We start from the raw sequence: 18,627 nt of genomic DNA on the forward strand, positions 1-18,627 counted from the left end.
AGCCTGCAGTTCCGTCCCCGTGAAGGCGTCTGCATCAATTGCTAGCGGCATGGGCAAGGCGATAGCGGGCACTCTGGCGAACCCGCCGCGCTGCGTTCGAGCGGCCCACCGCTTTCGGGAAAGTCTGCGAGAACCCCGCTATCATCGAGGCTCCAAGTGGCTCGCTGAACAGAAAGCCCTGGAAATGGGTGCATCCCAGACGAACGAGCTCTTCCATCTGCTCGCGCGTCTCGACACCTTCGGCGACGATTCCCATTCCAAGATCGCGCCCCAGGCCAATTACGGCCTTGATGATCGCTTTCGAGGATTGAGATGGCGAGAGATTGGACACGAAGGATTTGTCGATCTTGACCTTGTCGAACCTGAAACGTTCGAAGTAGCTCAGTGACGAGTAGCCGACACCAAAGTCGTCCATGAGAATCTGTATTCCAAGTGCCCGTAGCCGCTCGAGTTCGATGAAGGTTCGTTCAACGTCGCGGATGACGAGACCTTCGGTCACCTCGAGTTGCAGTCGGTCAGCGGGCAGGCCCGTCTGATCCAGAACCTCGCGGATCGTCGCAGAGAGCCGGCCGGCCTGGATTTGGAGGGGCGACAGGTTGACGGCGACGCGAATGTGGGATGGCCACCCAAGCGCATCCGTGCATGCCCGGTGAAGCAGTTGCTCGCCCAATTGGGTGATAAAGCCGCATTCCTCTGCGAGAGGAATGAACACGTCTGGCCCGATCTGCCCTCGGGTTGGATGTGCCCAGCGTGCAAGGGCCTCCACGCTGGTGATCTGGCCGTTTTCGGCAGCGAGGATGGGTTGATAGACGAGATAGATCTCGTTGGCGGACATCGCCGCGCGCAGGTCGGCTTCGAGCGCCTGTCGGTCACGTGCCTGCGCGTCCATGTCGCGGCTGAAGGTGCACACAGTGCCGCGACCCTCCGCCTTGGCGCGATACAGCGCCAGATCAACGCAATGGCGAAGCTCGCGCAACGTGGTGGCGTCATCGGGGGCCAGCGCCATTCCGACGCTACCACCGATATAAGCCGTGGCGCGGTCGGTGACGAAGGGTTGGGCGAGGCTGGCAACGACGGCCTGTGCTACAGATCCGGCCCGAAGTTCGGGGTTTTTGGTCATGAGGATGACGGCGAATTCGTCTCCTCCGACCCGTGCCACGATGTCGCTCGGCTCCACCAGGGCTCGCAGGCGATCACCGACCTGGGCAAGCACCTCGTCTCCCAGCAGATGCCCGAACTGGTCATTGACCGTCTTGAAGCGGTCGAGGTCGATGCCGAGGAGGACGATCGGCACGCCAGCTTCGATCAACCGCTCGAGCCGGTCCATGAAGTTGCCGCGGTTGAGCAGGCCGGTGACCGTGTCAAAATGCGCCAACCGCATGACCTCGGCTTCGGCCTTGCGGACCTGCGTCATGTCTTCCGACATGCCGAGGATGTACTGCCGGCTGCGGGTAGGGCCATCCACGACGATCCTGCGGGTGCGGAGATGAACCGCGGTTCCGTCATCGCGAACGAAAATGCTTTCGAAGCTGCGTGGGGTCGCGGCGCTGAACGCTTCGGTGTCGCGACGTTCGTAGCCGTCGCCATATTCGGGGAAGAGCTCCTTGTCGGTATGGCCGACGATCTCGTCTGCCGTCAGCCCGATGAGATTCTCGCCGGCGCGGTTGACCAGAAGATATTCGCGGGTGACGGCATCCTTGACGAAGAGCATCGCAGGCAGGTTTGTGATGATCGCATCGAGGAACTCTCGTTCGTGCCTCCGTTCGCGCTCCATCTGCCGCCGTTGACTGACGTCGCGGACGATGGCGGCGAAGTCGCCGGCCGGTTTCCCGTCTCTCCACCGGGTAAGCGACAGTTCGACGGGAAACTCCTCTCCGTCTGCACCGACCGCACCGAGCTCGACGGTGCTGCCGGCCAACGCCTCGAACACGGAGAGAACGGAGGCCCCTGATCCATCGTCGCCTGGCGGCTGCGGCACGATCTTCCTGAAGGAGCGGCCGAGCATGACGTCGGCACCATAGCCGAACATCGTTTCCGCGCCGCGCGACCAGAAGGTGACAAGACCTTCGTCATTGACGCACAGCACGGCATCGGCGGTCGTCTGCACCACCCGGGCTGCGATCTGTCCCATGCGCCGTTCCGCGTGGCTCTCCAGCAGACGTGTGGCAATCTTCGCGAGATCGATCAGAAGAGCGCGCTGGTCTTCGGTGAGACCAAAACGGGGCGAGGGGTCAAATGCGCATAGGGTTCCAGCGCAATGTCCGGATGCAAGAATCAGGGGAAAGCCTGCGTAGAAGCGGATTCCGCCTTCACATGTCACGAGCGGATTGGCGCTGAACCGTTCGTCCTTCGATGCATCAGGTACGATGAGCACCTCAGATGCAGCCGCTGCGTGAATGCAGAACGATATCTCGCGCGGAGTTTCGGCAAAGGGAATGCCGTGTCGCGCCTTGAACCATTGCCGATTATCATCGAGCAATGTGACTGCGGTACTTTCGACGTCAAGCACCATGGCCGCCAGGCGGGCGATGTCGTCAAACTCGGCGTCCGGCGGCGTGTCGAATATGCCGAGCTTCGCGAGCGCGATGCTTCGCTCGCGTTCGGCAGCGGCATCGAAAGGCGAAGCGGGATCGGACATCGGCCAAGCGTAAGGGAGGACTATTGCGAAAGGGTTGACACTGCAGCCTCGTCGGAAGCAAGCGGATCGCTGATGAAGCGGAGACGGAAGCAAATGTCACCTGCTATCGTTACCGTCCTGCACCAATCGAGGCCAGTCCTACAAACCTTATCTGTCGGCGGCCCGCCATCATTACATCTTCGCGCGCACGTCTGAAGCCGCCGATGCATTTGATACCATCCATGCTGGCCGTCGGGCTGAGTGTGTCAAAGAGGAGCATTCTTTCCCGCGACCGATATCGCCCATCACCAGGTTGCGAACATGCCGATCGCCGCCAGCGCCATCACCAATGTTGCCGCCCATCCGACGATCTTGAGCCCGCCATGAAGCTGGAACTCGCCCATCGCATCGCCGCGGGTGGTGAGAAGCATCATCATGACCATGACGGGAACCGCGGCGACGCCGTTTACAACCGCGCTCCAGAACAGTGCCTTGATCGGATCGATCGGGGTGAAGTTCAGGATTGCGCCGACGAGGGGCGCCAGGGCGAGGGTGGCGTAGAAGGCCTTGGCGCGCTTCACCTTGCGGGCGAGGCCGACATGCCATCCGGCGAGTTCGCCGACTGCATAGGCGGCTGAGCTGCCGAGCACCGGCAAGGCGAGCACGCCGGTGCCGATGATGCCCAAGCCGAATATCAAAAAAACGAACGGGCCTGCGATCGGGCGCAACGCCTGTGCGGCCTGCGAAGAGGTCTGGATGTCGGTCACGCCATGCGCGTTCAGCGTTGCGGCGGTGGTGAGCACGATGAACAAGGCGACCGTATTGGAGATCGCCATGCCGATCCGCGTGTCCCAGCCGATCCGGCGAAACTCGGCCACCGCCTGCTCGGGGGCGCGCGCAAGCGGGCGGGCATGCGCGCGCTCCTTGACCTCCTCGACCTCTTCCTCCGCCTGCCAGAAGAAAAGATATGGGCTGATCGTGGTGCCGAGGATCGCGACGACGGCTGTCAGGTAACCGGCGTTTCACTGGACGCGCGGGATGATTAGGTGATGCGCGACCGTGCCCCACGGCATATGCACGACGAAGGCCACGGCGACGTAGGCAAGCAAAGTCAGCGCGAGCCATTTGAGCACCGAGACATAGCGAGAATAGCGAACGAATGCCTCGAGCAGGACCGAGACGATCGCAAACAGCGCCACATCAGGCAGCATCGGGCCGCCGATCAGCAGCTGGAGCGACGCTGCCATGGCGCCGAGGTCGGCGCCCAGATTGATCACGTTGGCGATGACAAGCAGGCCGATGACGGCATAGACCAGCGGCGCCGGGAAGTGCCGCTTGAAGTTGCCGGCGATGCCGCGTCCCGTCACGCGGCCGATACGCGCGCTGATCTCCTGAATGGCGCACATCAGCGGCCAGCTGAACAGCAGGGTCCAGCCGAGATCGTAGCCGAATTGCGCGCCGATCTGGGAATAGGTGGCGATCCCGCTGGGATCGTCGTCCGAGGCGCCGGTGATGAGGCCTGGGCCCAGTACCTCAAGGAGCTTCGGCCGCTCGGGCTGCTTTACGTCCTCGGGGCGGTTGGGCGCCAAATCACCGTTCAATTCAGGTCTCCAGCATGCGGCCGCGGGCTATGTGGGTCTACGACGCTAATGGGACCGATAGAGCGGTGGGTGCCGCAAAGCCATTGCGATGATGAGTTACCGGATAATCGCTACCGTCAGTGCGCGAGAAAGAGGGGAACGGGACTGTTGGTCAACATGTGGCGCGTAACGCCGCCGAAGATCGCCTCGCGCAGCCGGCTGTGCCCGAAACCACCCATCACGAGATAATCGGCTTTCAAGAGCTCGGCCAGCTTGAGGATCTCGCGTCCCGCGCTCGGCACGTTTGGGTGCTTGGGATGGATGGACGCGTGGACAGCGTGACGCGACAGGTAAGCGGCCGCCGCCTCCGACGGCACCTTCACCGATCCGTCGACGATTTCCACGATCGTCACCCGCTGCGCGAGGCGAAGAAGCGGGACCGCCGCCTGGAGAGCGCTGATCGCCTCTTCCGAACCATCCCAGGCGATCATGGCATGGCCCGTCAGCGCGACACCGCACATCGTCTCCGGGACGGCTAGGATCGGCTTTCCACCCTTGAGCACGACTTCGCTGGCGATGCCGCGCATGTCCGGGCCCGATCCGGAATCAAGTTTGAGGTTGACCACGATGAGATCAGCGAGCCCAGCCCCTTCTGTCAGCCGGAGCGCGATGTCGCCACTCGCGTCGATCCAATTCCATGGCAAACCTTCCACGCCGAGCCGGCGTTCGAGACCCTCACGGTTTCCGACTTCGCGCTGCCTTTCGTCGTCGAGTAGCAACTCCGCCGTGCCATAGCCATCGTCGATCAGCGATGAGAAAACGGCGACGTCGAGGCAGGTCAGATGGCCCTCGATGGATCGCACGACATCGAGCGCCGCCTGGAAGCGCGCTTCCTGGCCCGCATCATCATGCACCAGCAGCAGCACATTCTTCATAGATTGCCCCTCGACTCAGTTCGATCGCACTATTGGGCAGCGCCATCTGGCGACATCGGTAATGATACAGACGTTCGGCAGGGCGTCCGGATTATCTCTCAGGTCTTGTTAATATCAGACTGGCCCCATGTGATCTCGACAATCCGCCGGTTAGGCAGAATTATTCTGGCCGCATTTCGCCGGGGGCGGCGAGACCTCCCGATGTCCCCGCGCCGCGACGATCAGCCGAAACGACCCGATTCCTTCCAGTCTGCTTCGCGGCATACAATGCCCCATCCGCAGCCGCCACGAGTTCATTGGCCTTCGTGGCGTTGTCTGGCATGCTGGCAACGCCGAACGAGGCGGTCACGCGACATTGATGGTTGTCGGAGAGACTTTCGATCCGAGCTCTCAGGACGTTCGCTTTGGTCACCGCATCATCGAGCGAACAATCCGGCAAGATGACGAGAAGCTCCTCTCCACCATATCGGCAAGCGACATCGCAGGGACGGATCGCGCCGACGATGGCGCCGGCCACTTCGCGAAGTACCGCATCGCCAAGCGCATGGCCGTGTTCGTCATTGAGCAGCTTGAAATGATCGAGATCGATCATCACGACGGAAACGGGACTGCCATTACGCTCCGAGAGATTGACGCATCGCTCGAGGACATCCTCCATGTAGCGGCGATTATAGAGACCGGTTAGCGGATCCCGCAGAGCCTGGGTCCGGAGTTTTTCGCGCAAGGATATGTTTGATAGCGCAAGCGACATCGCATCGGCGACGGCTGCGGCCAGAGGCATGATCTCGTCGAGACGCGCCTCGCCTTCCTCGCCTCCGGATTGAACGCAAAGGAGGCCATAGACCTCGCCGCGCGCCATCATCGGAATTTCCAGGACCAGAATGCCAGCGGCCAGATGCTCACACCGCAGCGCGGCCGCGCCGACATGATTGACGTGCGGCTTTCCGCGCTTGAGGGCCCAACAATGCGAAGGCGACACCGTATCCGGTGGAAGATGATCCTCCGGCCACGCCCAGCATGTCGAGAGATCTAGCCGATCCCGCGAATTGTTGAATACATAGAGCGCGCCGCCAAATCCGGCTAGCAATTGCGAGGCGGTGGCGCGAAGCACCGCATTGGCATCATCATATCCGAGCGCGCTTTGCAGCATGTCGGTCATCTGGAACAGATTCTCGATGCGTCGGCGGGATTCCAGCGCGCTCGCAGCGTAGCGGCGCCGCTCCCCCATTTCCCGGATAGCCAGGGGCGCGCCCCGCGCCAAAGCAATCAGGCTGACCGCCAATGCGGCAATATCGATCCAGGAAAGCGCGTCGCCATACGAGCGCATGCCCCCGACATGGCCGAGGATGGTACAAACGAGACCGAGAACCAAGGCGAACAGAAGAATGATGGCCGCCCGGAAAACCCGACGATCTGATGCGGTGGTTTCGATACGGACTTCAGCTAGCTTCACGTCCTGATCCAGTACAGATACGGGTAGCGTTTTGTACCTTTGGTCCGTTAACCGTTCCTTCAAAGCCACTCCGATAAGACCAAAGTCTTATCGGAAGATTCCAGATTAATCGGTCGTTGGTTTTTTGGAGCAGATCCGGGCGTCTATCATATGCTCACGTAGCGTGATCAAGCCGCTTGCGCGCTTATTCTGCGAATCCCATCGAGGCTGGCGTCATGCAAAGCGGATAATCTTTCATCCATCTCTATGGTGGTGAGCGGTTTGCTGAAGAGGTAGCCTTGCAAATGTGTGCAGCCTGCTGCGACCAGGGCATGCATCTGCTCTTCCGTTTCGACGCCCTCGGCGACAATCCCCATGCCGAGTTGCTCGCCCAGGCCGACCACGGCCTGAACGATCGCGCGCGACGCGCGCGACGTCGTGATGTGATCGACAAACGATTTGTCGATCTTCACCTTGTCGAACGGGAAGCGCTGAAAGTAGCTCAGCGAAGAATAGCCGACGCCGAAATCATCCATGAGGATCTGGATGCCCAGTGCCCTCAGACGTTCGAGTTCCATGAATGTTCGCTCGACATCGCGGATCACGAGACCTTCGGTTACCTCGAGCTGGAGGCGATTGGCGGCTAGCCCCGTATCCTGGAGCACGCTCTCCACCGTTTGGGAGAGATCGCCGGACTGAAACTGCAGCGGTGACAGATTGACCGCCACACGAACGCTGGACGGCCACCATACGGCGTCGGAACAGGCGAGCCGCAGGAGCGCTTCGCCAAGCGTCCTGATCAGCCCACATTCCTCAGCCAGCGGAATGAAAACGTCAGGTGGTATCGGACCCTTTTTGGGGTGCGACCATCGAGCAAGTGCCTCCACACTCGTGATCTCGCCGGTCAGCGCCGATAGAACGGGCTGATAGACAAGCTTGATGTCGCCATCGGCGACAGCAGTCCGGAGATCGGCTTCGAGCGTACGTCGATCGCGTGACGCCTCATCCATCTCCGGATCGAAACAGCATACGCTGCCGCGACCTCGCTCCTTGGCGCGGTATAGCGCGAGGTCGGCGCATTGGCGTAGCTCACTAGTGGTCGTCGCGTCGGTGGGAGCCAGGACGATACCCACCGTCGCCCCGCAATATGCAACCACGGACCCGGCGGCGAAAGGCTGGCCGAGACGCTCGGTGACCTGCCGAGCAACATTGTCGGCCCGCTGCGCTGCTGTTTCCCCGATCAATATGATACCGAACTCGTCACCGCCGACGCGAGCGACAAAGTCATCGGGTCCTGCGATCGAGCGCAAGCGCTCCGCGACCTGGTTCAGCACTTCGTCGCCGACCAAATGTCCGAACTGGTCATTTACAGCTTTGAAGCGATCCAGATCAATGCTCAGCAAGGCGAGAGGCGTGCCTTCATCTGTGAGATGGCGCAAGCGATCGACATAGCTGCCGCGGTTCAACAGCCCGGTAAGCGAATCGTTGAACGCAAGCTTGCGGATTTTAGCCTCGGTGCGAAGACGTTCACGCTGATCTCGCACCGCGATCACGGTCTGGATCTTGTGGCCAAGGGCCAGTTCGCATCGCAGGACGCGGACCGGTACGATCCGGCCCGACAGCATGACGAGCCCGACTTCACGCTCTTCGCGCTCGGGAAGCCTCGAGAAATCGACATCGGGAAACAGGGCATCCACGCTGGTCCCAGCCAGTGTGCCCGATCCGTAGCCCGCGAGCTGTTCGACGCTGTCGTTGGCGGCTACGATCGCATTGCCCTGACAGATGAGCAGCCCTTCCAGGGCGACGTCGGCCAGTTCGCGAAGACGGCGCCGGTCTTGGCGGAGCCGGGCAACTGCTGCGAGGTCGAAGCGCCATCCGGTCAAAGCCAGGGCGATCAGAGCCAGCGACACACCGGCTACCACAGGCGTGATCGCCGCCGGCGAGACTGCGTCCGAGGGAAATGTCTTCGACGGATCGAACCGCAGGCGCATTGCCGCCATCCCGCAGAAGTGCAGCACGGCTATCGAGAACAGCAGCAGCGGGGCGGCGGTCCGTCTGACAGAGCGGGATCGGCTTCCAGCCGCGACCATGCCCAAACCGGACAGGGGCAGGCTGATCATGATCGAAGGGATCACCAGCCCTAGATTCCAGTAAACCTGTCCCTGAACGAGATAAGCGGCCTGACCGATATAGTGGAGCGCGGTGATGCCCAGACCCAATACGAGGCCGGCTAGAAAATGCATTTGCACACGACGGGTGCGTATCGAGATCGAGACGCCAACGCCAATCCCGGCAATTGCAGACGCCAACGAGGCAGCCGTCAGAAGCGGTTCGAAAGCCGAGGGCATCCCGGGCTTGAACGCGAGCAGCACGATGAAATGCGTCGCCCATGCCGTACATCCACTGGAGAGTACGCTGACGAGCCCCCATCGCATGCGCACTTTTCCCGTAGCGCGTGCGGCATGATGAGCGATTGCAAACGACGCGTAGATGCCGATCGCACAGACGACACCCGCCGCCGCAATGAGGCGGGGATCGTGCATGTTCTCCATGCAATCGAAGACGGATGCCAATAGGCCGATCATGTGGCGTAACTAGCCGAGGATTCTTAACAATGTGCGGTCTTGCGTGGGTTATCGCGCTTACCCACAGGCAGACTTTGCACCCATCAAACGGCGAGGCGCGGCCATCAAGACGCCCGCTGCTCGCCCGGGAAACGAAAGCTGCGAACCCAAAGGACGATTGATCTCGGTATCGACGATCGTGCTGGATAACTAAAAAATGACGAGCCGGACCGTTCGATCCTATTTCTTGTCGTTCTCGCGGCGGCGCAACTCGTTATCGATCGCCTCTCGGATGAAAAGCGCGATCTGGCGCTGCTTCCCTTGTAGCGCCTCGATTCGTTTGACCCAAGCGAAAGTGCGCTCGACGACCCACCGTCGCGGATGGACCGCGAAGCCGGTCTGGTCGGCGAACTTGCGGACGATCTCGATGGTGATGGAGGTGGCGCCGGCGACGCGCGCGCTGTTGTAGGCGCTGTCGGCGAAGGCGCGCTCGACAAAGGGATGTCGCCGCCGAGACTGCCGGAGGAGCGGCACCGCGCCGTCGCGATCCTGAACGTCGGCAGGGTGAACGAGCAGGTCGAGAGCGCGGCCATCGGTATCGACCATGGCGTGGCGCTTGCGCCCCACGATCTTTTTGCCGGCATCGTAGCCTTTCGGGCCGCCCGCACACGGAAATCCTGACAGCCCCTTTTCACGCTTTGGTTGTCAATAACGGTGGCTGATGGGCAAGGCGCTCGGCCGAGGCGGGCACAATCGCGCTGGACCAGATGGTGGTTTAGGCTCTCGAACACGCATGCATCGCGCAGTTCTGAGAACCATCCATAAACGGTGCCCCACGGCGGAAAGCTGTCGGGCAGGAGAGGCCATGGACAGTCCGACCGCAGCACATAGAGGATCGCCTCGATGATCCGGTGCATCGACCACCGCCGCCGCCGTCCGCATGGTCGAGGTAATGGCAGATGCGGCTCGATCAGTCGCGACTCGGCATCAGTGAGATCGCTTCCATAGCGCAGGCCCCCTCGGCTATGCTGCGCGCGGGCGGTCGGATTCCACATCGGTCACTCAAGAACAGGTGTCGCAATCCTCTGAAATCACACCGAAGCCCGATCATCCAACCTCATTCCGCCGCCGTTCCCAAACAGCCTCTTCGGTAGGCTTTCGCTCGCCAGCACGACTCAGGCAGTGCGAGAATATATAACTTGATATTTGTTGGATGTTGGCCTTCAGTCTGACGGACTTCCTAAATATATACTGGTTTACACGGGGGGCGTGAGACTGTGGGGAATTGCAAAGTTACGGTATTAAGTAATCACAACTTTCAAGAAAATAGCAGGAAGGCCAGTATACATTTCCTATCGGAGGGAATATCTCGCCTTGGATGCGACGTTACAGCTGTAACGGTTGGACTAAGTCTGCTACGCATCATCAAGCAGCCTCACCGCTATAAAGGCATTTTGCGAAATTGGCTTCGCAGCCCGCCTCGTCGTCGGAGCAACATTGCAGCATTCTCCGAGATGTCGTTAATTCATCCTATGCATTTTCGATATGAATGGCTCAACAAGATACTCGGCCGCCTAGCTATCCGGCTATCTGCGAAGCTTTCAAAGCGTATTACCGATGCCCTGTCGAAAACCGATATCTTCATTATCGATAGTGGATCATCTGTAACATATTTTCCGGAACTCAAACGACAATTCCCGGCAGCGAAATTTATATACAATGCAGCTGATTCACTTCGGGCAGTTGGAGCGCCGAGTTACCTCCTTCCTATGGAGAGAATTGCGATAATGAACAGTGACTTAGTCAGATGTCCCAGTTCGCTTCTCGCAAAAATTCTGCTTGGTGGATCTAATATTCTAGTTATACCGCAAGGGGTGCTAGTCGATCAGTTCAACATATGCCACACATCACCTTACCCGTCGGGAACGATAAATATTGTATCAATCGGAAGTACACTGATTGACCTTGTCGCAATCGCAGATCTAGCCCGGTCGCATCCGCAAATTCAGGTGCATGTGCTGGGCCTTACACAACAAGATAATATGCCGACAAATGCTATATTTCATGGAGAAGTTTCTTTTCGAGAAACAATTCCATTCGTCAAGTTCGCAAATGCTGGCTTGGCAGCTTATAAGCTTGACGAAGGGTCGGCCTATATAGCCGAATCCAGTCTTAAATTGCTTCAATACAGATTTTGCAATCTACCGATTATCGCGCCTGAGATGATACCTGACGGCGAGGATGTGTTCACATACATTGAGGGAGACGAAGGGAGCATCGCGCGGGCAACGACGCGCGCTTTGGGGCACTTCGATAGCAAGTCACCGCGGAACGTGTCGATACTTTCATGGGACGATGTTGCGGGCCGGCTCCTACGCGCGATCGGTGAATTGGGTGCAGGGCCATTCCGAAATCGTTGCGGCGAGCCCGACCGACGCTGATTGATAGCAATGGGATTGCTGACATAGTGTCGGCGGCCTCGCGGCGCCCGTTGGCGGCGCTCACGACACCATAGCCGATCGAGTGGCCCATGCGCGGCTCGCCGATGACGTCGATTACCAGCTGCTGCGCAACATTCCGGGCATCGATCCGATCAACGCGCTGATCATTCTGGCCGAGGCAGGTGATCTGAGCCGCTTCGGTCACCATCGCCAGTTTTTGAAGTTTTGCGGCCTCGATCTCGCAACCTGCCCGTCGGGCACGTTCCGCGGCCGCACCAAGCTGTCCAAATACGGCAACGCGCGCTTGCGCCGCACCTTCTGGATGGCTGCCCAGGTCGCCGCGCGTCAGCGCGACAGCAGCTTCCGCGACAAGCTCGGACGATACACCGCCGGGCACGCGGACGATGCCGACCGTCGCCGCAAGGCGATGACGGCGCTCACCGCCAAGATGGCGCGCGTGGCTCGCGCCGTCGTCAAGACGGGGACGGAGTACCGACCGTTCCTTGAACGGTCGGATGCCAGGTGGAAGGACCCCTCTCTGCAAGTGCCGTGAGGGCGCTCGTCGAGCGACCCTGTAGATAATGTTCGGGCCTTCCACCTAGCTAGATGCCGTAATGGGCCGGCGTCTTAAAAGTAGCCATGTTGGGTGGCTGTCCCTCAGAATGATGGTGTTGGAAACGAGGTCCGAGCGATCGGCCTCAGCATCATGAGAGGAACAGCCGTGGAGCATTATGCAGGAATCGATGTCTCTCTGAAAGAGAGCAGTGTGTGCGTCGTCGATGCGACGGGAAAAGTGGTTCGCGAGGTGAAGATCGTCAGCTAGCCGGAGGCGCTGGTTGGGTATTTCGAAATGCTCGGGCTGCCGGTTACCCGGATCGGCCTTGAAGCCGGCCCGCTATCGCAGTGGCTGCATGCAGCGCTCTTTGCTGCCGGCCGTGACGTGGTTTTGCTGGAAACGCGCCACGTAAAGGCGGCGCTTTCGGCGATGACGGTGAAGACCGATCGGAAGGATGCGCGGGGCATCGCGCAGCTGCTGCGAATGGGATGGTATCGGCCGGTCCATGCGAAGTCATCGGCGGCCCAGGACACACGAGCGTTGCTCGTTGGTCGCAAGCTCATCCAAGGCAAGCTGCTTGATGTCGAGCTCAGCATCCGCGGCATCTTGCGGGGCTACGGATTGAAGGTCGGCGAGGTCAGCCGGGGGCGGTTCGAGGCGCGTATCCATGACATGATCGAGGGACACGCCACACTCTCGACGGTGATCGGCGGAATGTTGGCGGCGCGGGCGACGCTGTGGAGTGAGGCGTAGGCAATCATCGTCATCAAGCTGTGTCGGTGCAGCCCCGTCCATGACCGGCCTTCGAAGTGGTCGAGGCCAAGTTCCTCTTTAAGCTGCTGATGGGCCTGCTCGCATAGCCGCATCTGTTCGATAGCAAGTTTGGGCGACTGCTCGGCCAGCGGCCTGACGATGCTCTCGCGGGATTGATGCACTGCGCGCGCCAGCGGTCGCACCTTGTCTCAGTCGAGGAAGCGGTCGAACGACGAATGGTTTTGAGCCGCTTGTTGATCGACGAGACGTTGTCCTTTGCCGCCAGCGCCATGCGGCCGGCGCGGGCGAACAGCGGGTCAGCCTCTGCCTCCGTCAGGACTTAGAGGCGTGCGCGATCGATCCTGGTCGACAGATAGGGGCGGGGCTTTTGCAGTGTCGTCCTCGTATGTAGCAGCGGCGATCATGGCGACCAGCGTGTCCTCCGCTCGTCCACGGAGCATCGGATCCGCCGAGGACAGGTCCACGCGCAGCCATTTCGGGATGCGCTCGACCGTCCGACGGATTTTCGTCGAACTCTCTTCCTGCATGCTACTATCAGAGCATGGTTGGGAGGGCGTTACAAACGGATGATAACTTCGGCCTGCTCTTCGCTAACCCGAACTGCCCGACCACGTCGCCATCGCGAACGAGACGATGCCCGCGCCGCCCGCGCAGGAGTTTTCGGTCGTCGAGGACGAGCCGGAGGATGCGGCACGGCAGGCCGCGATGCGGCGTCAGCAGATGCGCGGGCTAGCGCGGCAGGCATCGCTCGACCATGATGACGGCCTTCAACTGTGAGGAAGGGCTATGCGTACCCGGTTGAATGTCTATTTCCCGCCCGAACTGGCGAAGCAGGTCGGCGAACTCGCTATCCGCCGGCGCATATCGCGCTCGGCGATCGTCGAGGCCGCCGTGGCATCTTACCTGTCGCCGGATGGTGTCGACCGTCGCATTGTTCGTGCGCTTCTGGTTGCCGGTGACGCCGCCGTTGCCCGACGAAGACCAGGCCGCGGCACAGGTCAAAGGCCGCAAACGCTATGAAGGGTTCGTGCAGACACTCGGGCGGCGCTACGCGAGCAGGAAGAGCTTGCTGAATGAAATTTCGGAGGAAGTCGCCGAAGGTACCCCTTCGGCGAAACCGACGGCATCGCCACGATGTCGGTCAGATCGGGGCAAGCTCCGTGAAAGTCGCCATCAGCAGCCGATCCTGGATCGGCTTGGTTAGGACGATCATTGGTGCGGTTCGTGGATGGCAGGCATCGGGTGTCCCGGTAACGAAGATGACCGGAACCTCTCCATGCTCGGCCAGGATGGCTTGCACGGCGCACGGGCCGGTCCCTTCCGCAAGCCGTACGTCCGATACGATGACAGCTGGCGGGTGCGCCCTTGCGGCCGCAATCGCTTCTCCTTCGGTCGCAGCCTGATCGATCGAGGTTGCGCCAGCAAGTTCCATCAGCTGGCATATGTGATCGGCAATCAGGAAATCATCTTCAATCACAAGGACGTGGCACATGCAGCATTCCAATCTGAATGCCCAACCCCGGAAGAGCTATAATCTATCCCTTGATCCATATTAAAATTAAGCATGTTGCGGGTGCGCTACGTGCGTAAGCGATATTCTCATACGGTGGCGGTGACGCAGAATTGCACGCCTTGCGGGCGATATGCGATCTCGGCCTTCCCCTTGACGTGCTGCGCGAGGACGCGCTCGATCATCCGCGTGCCGAACCCGGTTCGCTCCGGTGGCCTAACGGGCGGTCCCCCGCTCTCGATCCAGGAGAAGGTGAACCGATGGCACGCTGTGCCGTCCACGAGGGCCCATCGGATTTCGACATGTCCACCAGCGACCGAGAGGGCGCCATATTTTGCGGCATTGGTCGCGAGCTCATGGACGGCCATCGAAAGTGCCAGGGTGATGGCAGGAGAGAGACGGACATCCGGCCCCTCGATCGAGAAGAGCTTGCCGTCACGATCGGCGAACGGCGCAAGCACACGGGACACGAGGTCGTCGATCGATGCCCCTTCCATCTCATCGCGCACCAGTAATTCGTGCGCTGTCGCAAGGCTGGCGATGCGGCCGGCGATGATCTCATCGGCATCGGCGATGGACGTGGCGTTGCGGAGCGTCTGACCGACAATGGCTCCAACCGTGGCGAGTGTATTCTTGACCCGGTGGGTCAGCTCGTCGGCCAATACGCCACGCTGTTCCTCGGCAAATTTTCTCCTGGTGATATCGGCGGAGTATCCGGTGATGGCGAGCGGCGTGCCGTCGGAATGCATCATCATTTCGCCGCGGATGTGGACCCAGCGTTGCTCGCCTGTGGGCGTGAGCAGTCGATATTCGATATCATATTCGCATCCGGTCGCGATGACCTGGGCGACCGCGGCTTCCATGCCGGGGCGATCCTCGGGGTGGATGGATGTCAGCAGGTCCGCATAGGTGAACGGATCATCGACTTCGCGACCGAAGATGGCCTTGCAGCTTGCCGAGGCTACGAGGGTGTGCGTCGCAATCTCGTAGCTCCAGGAGCCGAGGCCGCCTGCCCGCAGCGCGAACTGAAGGCGGGCGTCGCGTTCGACGAGTGCTGCGTCGCGCGCCACCACCTCGCTCTCAAGAGCGTCGCGATCCGCCTGCAGGCGCACCAGCCGATGTCGCTCGAGCGTAGCGTCGAATTGAGAGCCGACAAAATAGGACAAGGCGCCGTGAGCGTCGAAGACCGGTGTCACCGTCAGGCGGTTCCAGAAGGGTGTTCCGTCCCGCCGATGATTGAGCAGATCAATCTCGATTGCCTCGCGTTGGGAAATGGCATTGCGTAAACGGTCGACATCGTCTGACCGAGTCAGCGGTCCCTGGAGAAACCGGCAGTTGTGACCGAGGATTTCGCTGGGTGGAAAACCCGTCAATCGCTCGAAGGCGGCGTTGGCATAGATAATCGGATTGTCGGGAAGGGTCGCATCGCTAACCGTCATTGGCAGGATTGCGTCCTGAAAGCCGATGACGATCGGGTCGCCCTGGTCCATCCGGTTGCGAAATGCGTCGATCGCCGCCTGTACGTCTGCGGCAGGAATGAACGGCGCTGAGGCGCCATGGGGAAGGGGCTTTCGGTCCAAAACAGGAACGCTATTAGCGACCAACTTCGCGTGCGGCAATCCGAAGCATCGCCGGGCAGGATACTCTCGCCGTTGGCAGGAAGCAGAGATGATCGACGGCATCATGTCTACGTGCCGCGCTGGTATAACTCTATCGGTGCCGAGGCAGTGGTGATCGCGGCGCCCCAGACCTCGAACGGCGCGACCTCCGGCAGGGCCACGTGCAGGTTTGTCGTCAACGGGATCCAGGCCGGATCGATCTCGCCGACAAGGAACAGATGTTCCCGGTTCGACAGTCGCACCTCGAGGGCGAGAACGAGAATCCGGTGCTCGCTCGTGCGATCAGGCCTGGCCCGGCCAGCGCTGATGCCCGTCACCGTCTCCCAGGACACCATGGTTTCGCGGCCCGCGACCCGGATGGTGAGGCCGCGATCGGTCGCACCGATGATCCTGTTGCGCAGCTCATGCTCCATGCTCGTCCTTCCGGTCAGCACAATGGCACACCGCGTATCGTGGTTTCACCCACCAGGATCTTCGGTGCCGGGGCCTACGATCGTGTTGACCGGGCCAAGCGCGGTCGTCTCGACCCTGTCTCCGGGAAAGACGATCTCTACGGCGTGGGAATTCGCGACAAGCAGCCCATCGGCATCGACAGAGGTGGCTCGGTTTGTCTGTACAGCCTCGCAGGCTCGTTAAGTGGATCGCCGGCCGGTTGATCATGCCGCTGCGAGAAGCGGCTGGTTGTAGTATATCTGGTCGGGCGTCCTGCAGCCAAGGCTCGAGTGCGGCCTCACGGCATTGTAGAAGCCGAGATATCGACCGATGCCGCTGCGAGCTTCGGGCACCGACGTGTAAGCGTGGAGATACACCTCCTCGTATTTTACCGACCGCCAAAGGCGCTCCACGATGACGTTGTCGCGCCAGCAGCCTTTGCCATCCATGCTGATCGCGATCTTCTCCCGCTGAAGTACGCTCGTGAACTCGGTGCTGGTGAATTGGCTTCCCTGATCGGTGTTGAAAGATCTCGGGTTTTCCGAAGCGCGGCAGCGCTTCCTCCAATGCCTCGACGCAGAAGTCGGTCGCCAGCGTGATCGACACACGCCATGCCAACACCCGTCTGCTGAACCAATCGACGATGGCGACAAGGTAGACGAAGCCGCGCGCCATTGGGACGTAGGTGATGTCGGTCGCCCAGACCTGGTTCGGCCGCGTGACCGCCAGCTTGCGGAGCAGATACGGGAAAATCCGGTGTCCCGGCGCTGGTTTCGAGGTGTTGGGTCGGCGGTAGATCAGCGCAATGCCCATCTTCTTCATGAGCGTCGCGACGTGCAACCGCCCGACCTTCACGCCTTCGCCGCCGAGCAAATCCCGAAGCATCCTGCTGCCGGCAAACGGGTACGCCATGTGCAGTTCGTCGATCCGGCGCATCATCGCGAGATCGGCGGACGATACCGCACGAGGCAAATAATAGATGCTGCCGCGACTGGTACCGAGTTGCCGCGCCTGCTGTGAGACCGGCAGATCGTGAGAACGGTCGATCATCGCTTTGCGCTCGGCAACAGTCCGGCTTTTCCGAGCGCACCGGACAAAAAATCGTTCGCCAGCGTCAGCTCGCCAATCTTCGCGTGCAACGCCGTCACATCGACCGCGGGCTCGGCTGGAGCCTGCTCCGAGCCGAACACGTCCGCCGCGCTGTCCAGCAGCTTCGCCCGCCATTGGTTGATCAGATTGGGATGGACGTCGAACTGCTGTGCGAACTCCGCCAGCGTCTTCTCGCCCTTCACCGCGGCCAACGCCACCTTCGCCTTGAATGCCGGACTGTGATTCCGGCGCGGTCGCTTGCTCATCATGCCTCCTGTGCGTCAGCCATTCTGGCTGCCCTCAGGCCGACAATCCACTTATCCCGCTGTGCAGTTTCTCCGAGCCATCTCTTTCATCGCCGGGTCTTGGCGCATTCAGCGTAACTTATCAATAGACTTTCGTCGCGAATCCTGCTCCGACAGATCACGTTGGGATTCGCGACGTAGACAGGGTGGTGATGAGCGTTCAGACAGTTTGAAAATGAGTGACATCAACCGATCTGGCAAAAAAATTCTACTCCAAACGTTTGTGACAGCGTTGATTAATGTATTCGGTTCGCAAGCGTCGGCTGTTGCCCAACGACAGATAGAACTAGCCGAGCAAGCTGATGCGGAATGCGCTTCAACCTGGCGCGCGATCGGCTCCGAGATCGGTATCCAAATACAACGCACTTCAAGGGAGTGAACCATTGCCAGTCCATTGGACACGAGGTTAAGCTACCTGCGTTTCGCTATCGACCCCCATGAGGTTGTGATGCCCCCCAGTTTCTCCTGTGTAGGGGGGTGACAAATCCGGCCACGGTAGCGCCGGCAAAGGTGTCGGTGCGGGGGAGAGAAATCCTGCCAGTGGCGAGCTGCTCGTTTTGGGGGCGGCGAGGATGTTGGCCTTGGAGAGCTAAGAGTCGGTTTTGAAATTCAGGGATAAGCGTTTCTGCGAATGAGATCGCTACCCATAGCCACAAGGATCATGGCCTGGGAGACGTCGATGCGCTTCTCGTAGTCACGAACAAGGCGTCTCCATTGGGTCATCCATCCAAAGCTGAGGTGGTGCCAGTTTTCTGGACAGGAGGCTAAGCTAC

Annotated in this window: 10 protein-coding genes and 7 pseudogenes; 5 read left to right on the plus strand and 12 right to left on the minus strand. The window is 60.4% G+C overall.

Annotated features, from left to right (window positions below):
* Window positions 1-34 precede the first annotated feature (34 nt).
* From PBT88_RS06940 to PBT88_RS06965, 6 genes and pseudogenes are all read right to left on the minus strand, one after another.
* Window positions 35-2,638, minus strand: a complete 2,604-nt coding sequence (locus tag PBT88_RS06940; protein WP_270078480.1) for a sensor domain-containing phosphodiesterase — start codon at window positions 2,636-2,638, stop codon at window positions 35-37.
* A 284-nt stretch (window positions 2,639-2,922) separates the two neighbouring features.
* Window positions 2,923-4,218 (minus strand): annotated as a pseudogene (locus PBT88_RS06945) (NRAMP family divalent metal transporter).
* Between the two features lie 116 nt (window positions 4,219-4,334).
* The gene (locus tag PBT88_RS06950) at window positions 4,335-5,132 is read right to left on the minus strand and encodes a universal stress protein (protein ID WP_270078481.1); all 798 of its coding nucleotides are present in this window, start codon (window positions 5,130-5,132) and stop codon (window positions 4,335-4,337) included.
* A 160-nt stretch (window positions 5,133-5,292) separates the two neighbouring features.
* Window positions 5,293-6,585, minus strand: a complete 1,293-nt coding sequence (locus tag PBT88_RS06955; protein WP_270078482.1) for a GGDEF domain-containing protein — start codon at window positions 6,583-6,585, stop codon at window positions 5,293-5,295.
* Window positions 6,586-6,752: 167 nt separating this feature from the next.
* Window positions 6,753-9,116 (minus strand): bifunctional diguanylate cyclase/phosphodiesterase, encoded by a 2,364-nt coding sequence (locus tag PBT88_RS06960; RefSeq protein WP_270078483.1) that lies wholly within the window; start codon window positions 9,114-9,116, stop codon window positions 6,753-6,755.
* A 348-nt stretch (window positions 9,117-9,464) separates the two neighbouring features.
* Window positions 9,465-10,183 (minus strand): annotated as a pseudogene (locus PBT88_RS06965) (IS5 family transposase); the annotation flags it as partial.
* A 222-nt stretch (window positions 10,184-10,405) separates the two neighbouring features.
* Between PBT88_RS06965 and PBT88_RS06970 the strand changes: the two are divergent.
* The 3 genes and pseudogenes from PBT88_RS06970 to PBT88_RS06980 all read left to right on the plus strand — a co-directional run.
* Complete coding sequence (locus tag PBT88_RS06970; protein ID WP_407696526.1) at window positions 10,406-11,569, plus strand: GumK N-terminal domain-containing glycosyltransferase; 1,164 nt, start codon at window positions 10,406-10,408, stop codon at window positions 11,567-11,569.
* Window positions 11,570-11,654: 85 nt separating this feature from the next.
* Window positions 11,655-12,147, plus strand: a pseudogene (locus tag PBT88_RS06975) (transposase); the annotation flags it as partial.
* A 143-nt stretch (window positions 12,148-12,290) separates the two neighbouring features.
* Window positions 12,291-12,872 (plus strand): annotated as a pseudogene (locus PBT88_RS06980) (IS110 family transposase); the annotation flags it as partial.
* Here PBT88_RS06980 and PBT88_RS21270 read toward each other — a convergent pair.
* Window positions 12,866-12,985, minus strand: a pseudogene (locus PBT88_RS21270) (IS701 family transposase); the annotation flags it as partial. The pseudogenes PBT88_RS06980 and PBT88_RS21270 sit on opposite strands and share 7 nt — an antisense overlap.
* Window positions 12,986-13,532: 547 nt before the next feature.
* On the opposite strand from PBT88_RS21270, the gene PBT88_RS06985 reads away from it, so the two are divergent.
* Window positions 13,533-13,676: a hypothetical protein gene (locus PBT88_RS06985; RefSeq protein WP_270078485.1), complete on the plus strand. Its 144-nt coding sequence runs from the start codon at window positions 13,533-13,535 to the stop codon at window positions 13,674-13,676.
* 9 nt (window positions 13,677-13,685) lie between these two features.
* The gene (locus PBT88_RS21275; RefSeq protein WP_456115221.1) at window positions 13,686-13,919 is read left to right on the plus strand and encodes a ribbon-helix-helix domain-containing protein; all 234 of its coding nucleotides are present in this window, start codon (window positions 13,686-13,688) and stop codon (window positions 13,917-13,919) included.
* Window positions 13,920-14,040: 121 nt separating this feature from the next.
* On the opposite strand, the gene PBT88_RS06995 is transcribed toward PBT88_RS21275, so the two are convergent.
* From PBT88_RS06995 to PBT88_RS07015, 5 genes and pseudogenes are all read right to left on the minus strand, one after another.
* Window positions 14,041-14,391 (minus strand): response regulator, encoded by a 351-nt coding sequence (locus PBT88_RS06995; protein WP_270078486.1) that lies wholly within the window; start codon window positions 14,389-14,391, stop codon window positions 14,041-14,043.
* Between the two features lie 107 nt (window positions 14,392-14,498).
* Entirely contained in the window at window positions 14,499-15,899 is a 1,401-nt protein-coding gene (locus tag PBT88_RS07000) for a PAS domain-containing protein (RefSeq protein WP_270078487.1), read from the minus strand.
* A gap of 197 nt (window positions 15,900-16,096) precedes the next feature.
* The gene (locus tag PBT88_RS07005; protein WP_270078488.1) at window positions 16,097-16,441 is read right to left on the minus strand and encodes a hypothetical protein; all 345 of its coding nucleotides are present in this window, start codon (window positions 16,439-16,441) and stop codon (window positions 16,097-16,099) included.
* 243 nt (window positions 16,442-16,684) lie between these two features.
* Window positions 16,685-17,815, minus strand: a pseudogene (locus PBT88_RS07010) (IS3 family transposase).
* A 648-nt stretch (window positions 17,816-18,463) separates the two neighbouring features.
* Window positions 18,464-18,589, minus strand: a pseudogene (locus PBT88_RS07015) (IS5/IS1182 family transposase); the annotation flags it as partial.
* Window positions 18,590-18,627: the final 38 nt, after the last annotated feature.

Origin of the sequence: Sphingomonas abietis, assembly GCF_027625475.1 — a bacterium.
Lineage (GTDB): Bacteria > Pseudomonadota > Alphaproteobacteria > Sphingomonadales > Sphingomonadaceae > Solisphingomonas > Solisphingomonas abietis.

Excerpts from the sequence above, each read along its gene's own strand:
- PBT88_RS06940 (WP_270078480.1), bottom strand. The coding sequence starts at position 2,638 with ATGTCCGATCCCGCTTCGCCTTTCGATGCCGCTGCCGAACGCGAGCGA.
- PBT88_RS06950 (WP_270078481.1), bottom strand. The coding sequence starts at position 5,132 with ATGAAGAATGTGCTGCTGCTGGTGCATGATGATGCGGGCCAGGAAGCG.
- PBT88_RS06960 (WP_270078483.1), bottom strand. The coding sequence starts at position 9,116 with ATGGAGAACATGCACGATCCCCGCCTCATTGCGGCGGCGGGTGTCGTC.
- PBT88_RS06985 (WP_270078485.1), top strand. The coding sequence starts at position 13,533 with ATGCCCGCGCCGCCCGCGCAGGAGTTTTCGGTCGTCGAGGACGAGCCG.
- PBT88_RS21275 (WP_456115221.1), top strand. The coding sequence starts at position 13,686 with ATGCGTACCCGGTTGAATGTCTATTTCCCGCCCGAACTGGCGAAGCAG.
- PBT88_RS06995 (WP_270078486.1), bottom strand. The coding sequence starts at position 14,391 with ATGTGCCACGTCCTTGTGATTGAAGATGATTTCCTGATTGCCGATCAC.
- PBT88_RS07000 (WP_270078487.1), bottom strand. The coding sequence starts at position 15,899 with ATGGACCAGGGCGACCCGATCGTCATCGGCTTTCAGGACGCAATCCTG.
- PBT88_RS07005 (WP_270078488.1), bottom strand. The coding sequence starts at position 16,441 with ATGGAGCATGAGCTGCGCAACAGGATCATCGGTGCGACCGATCGCGGC.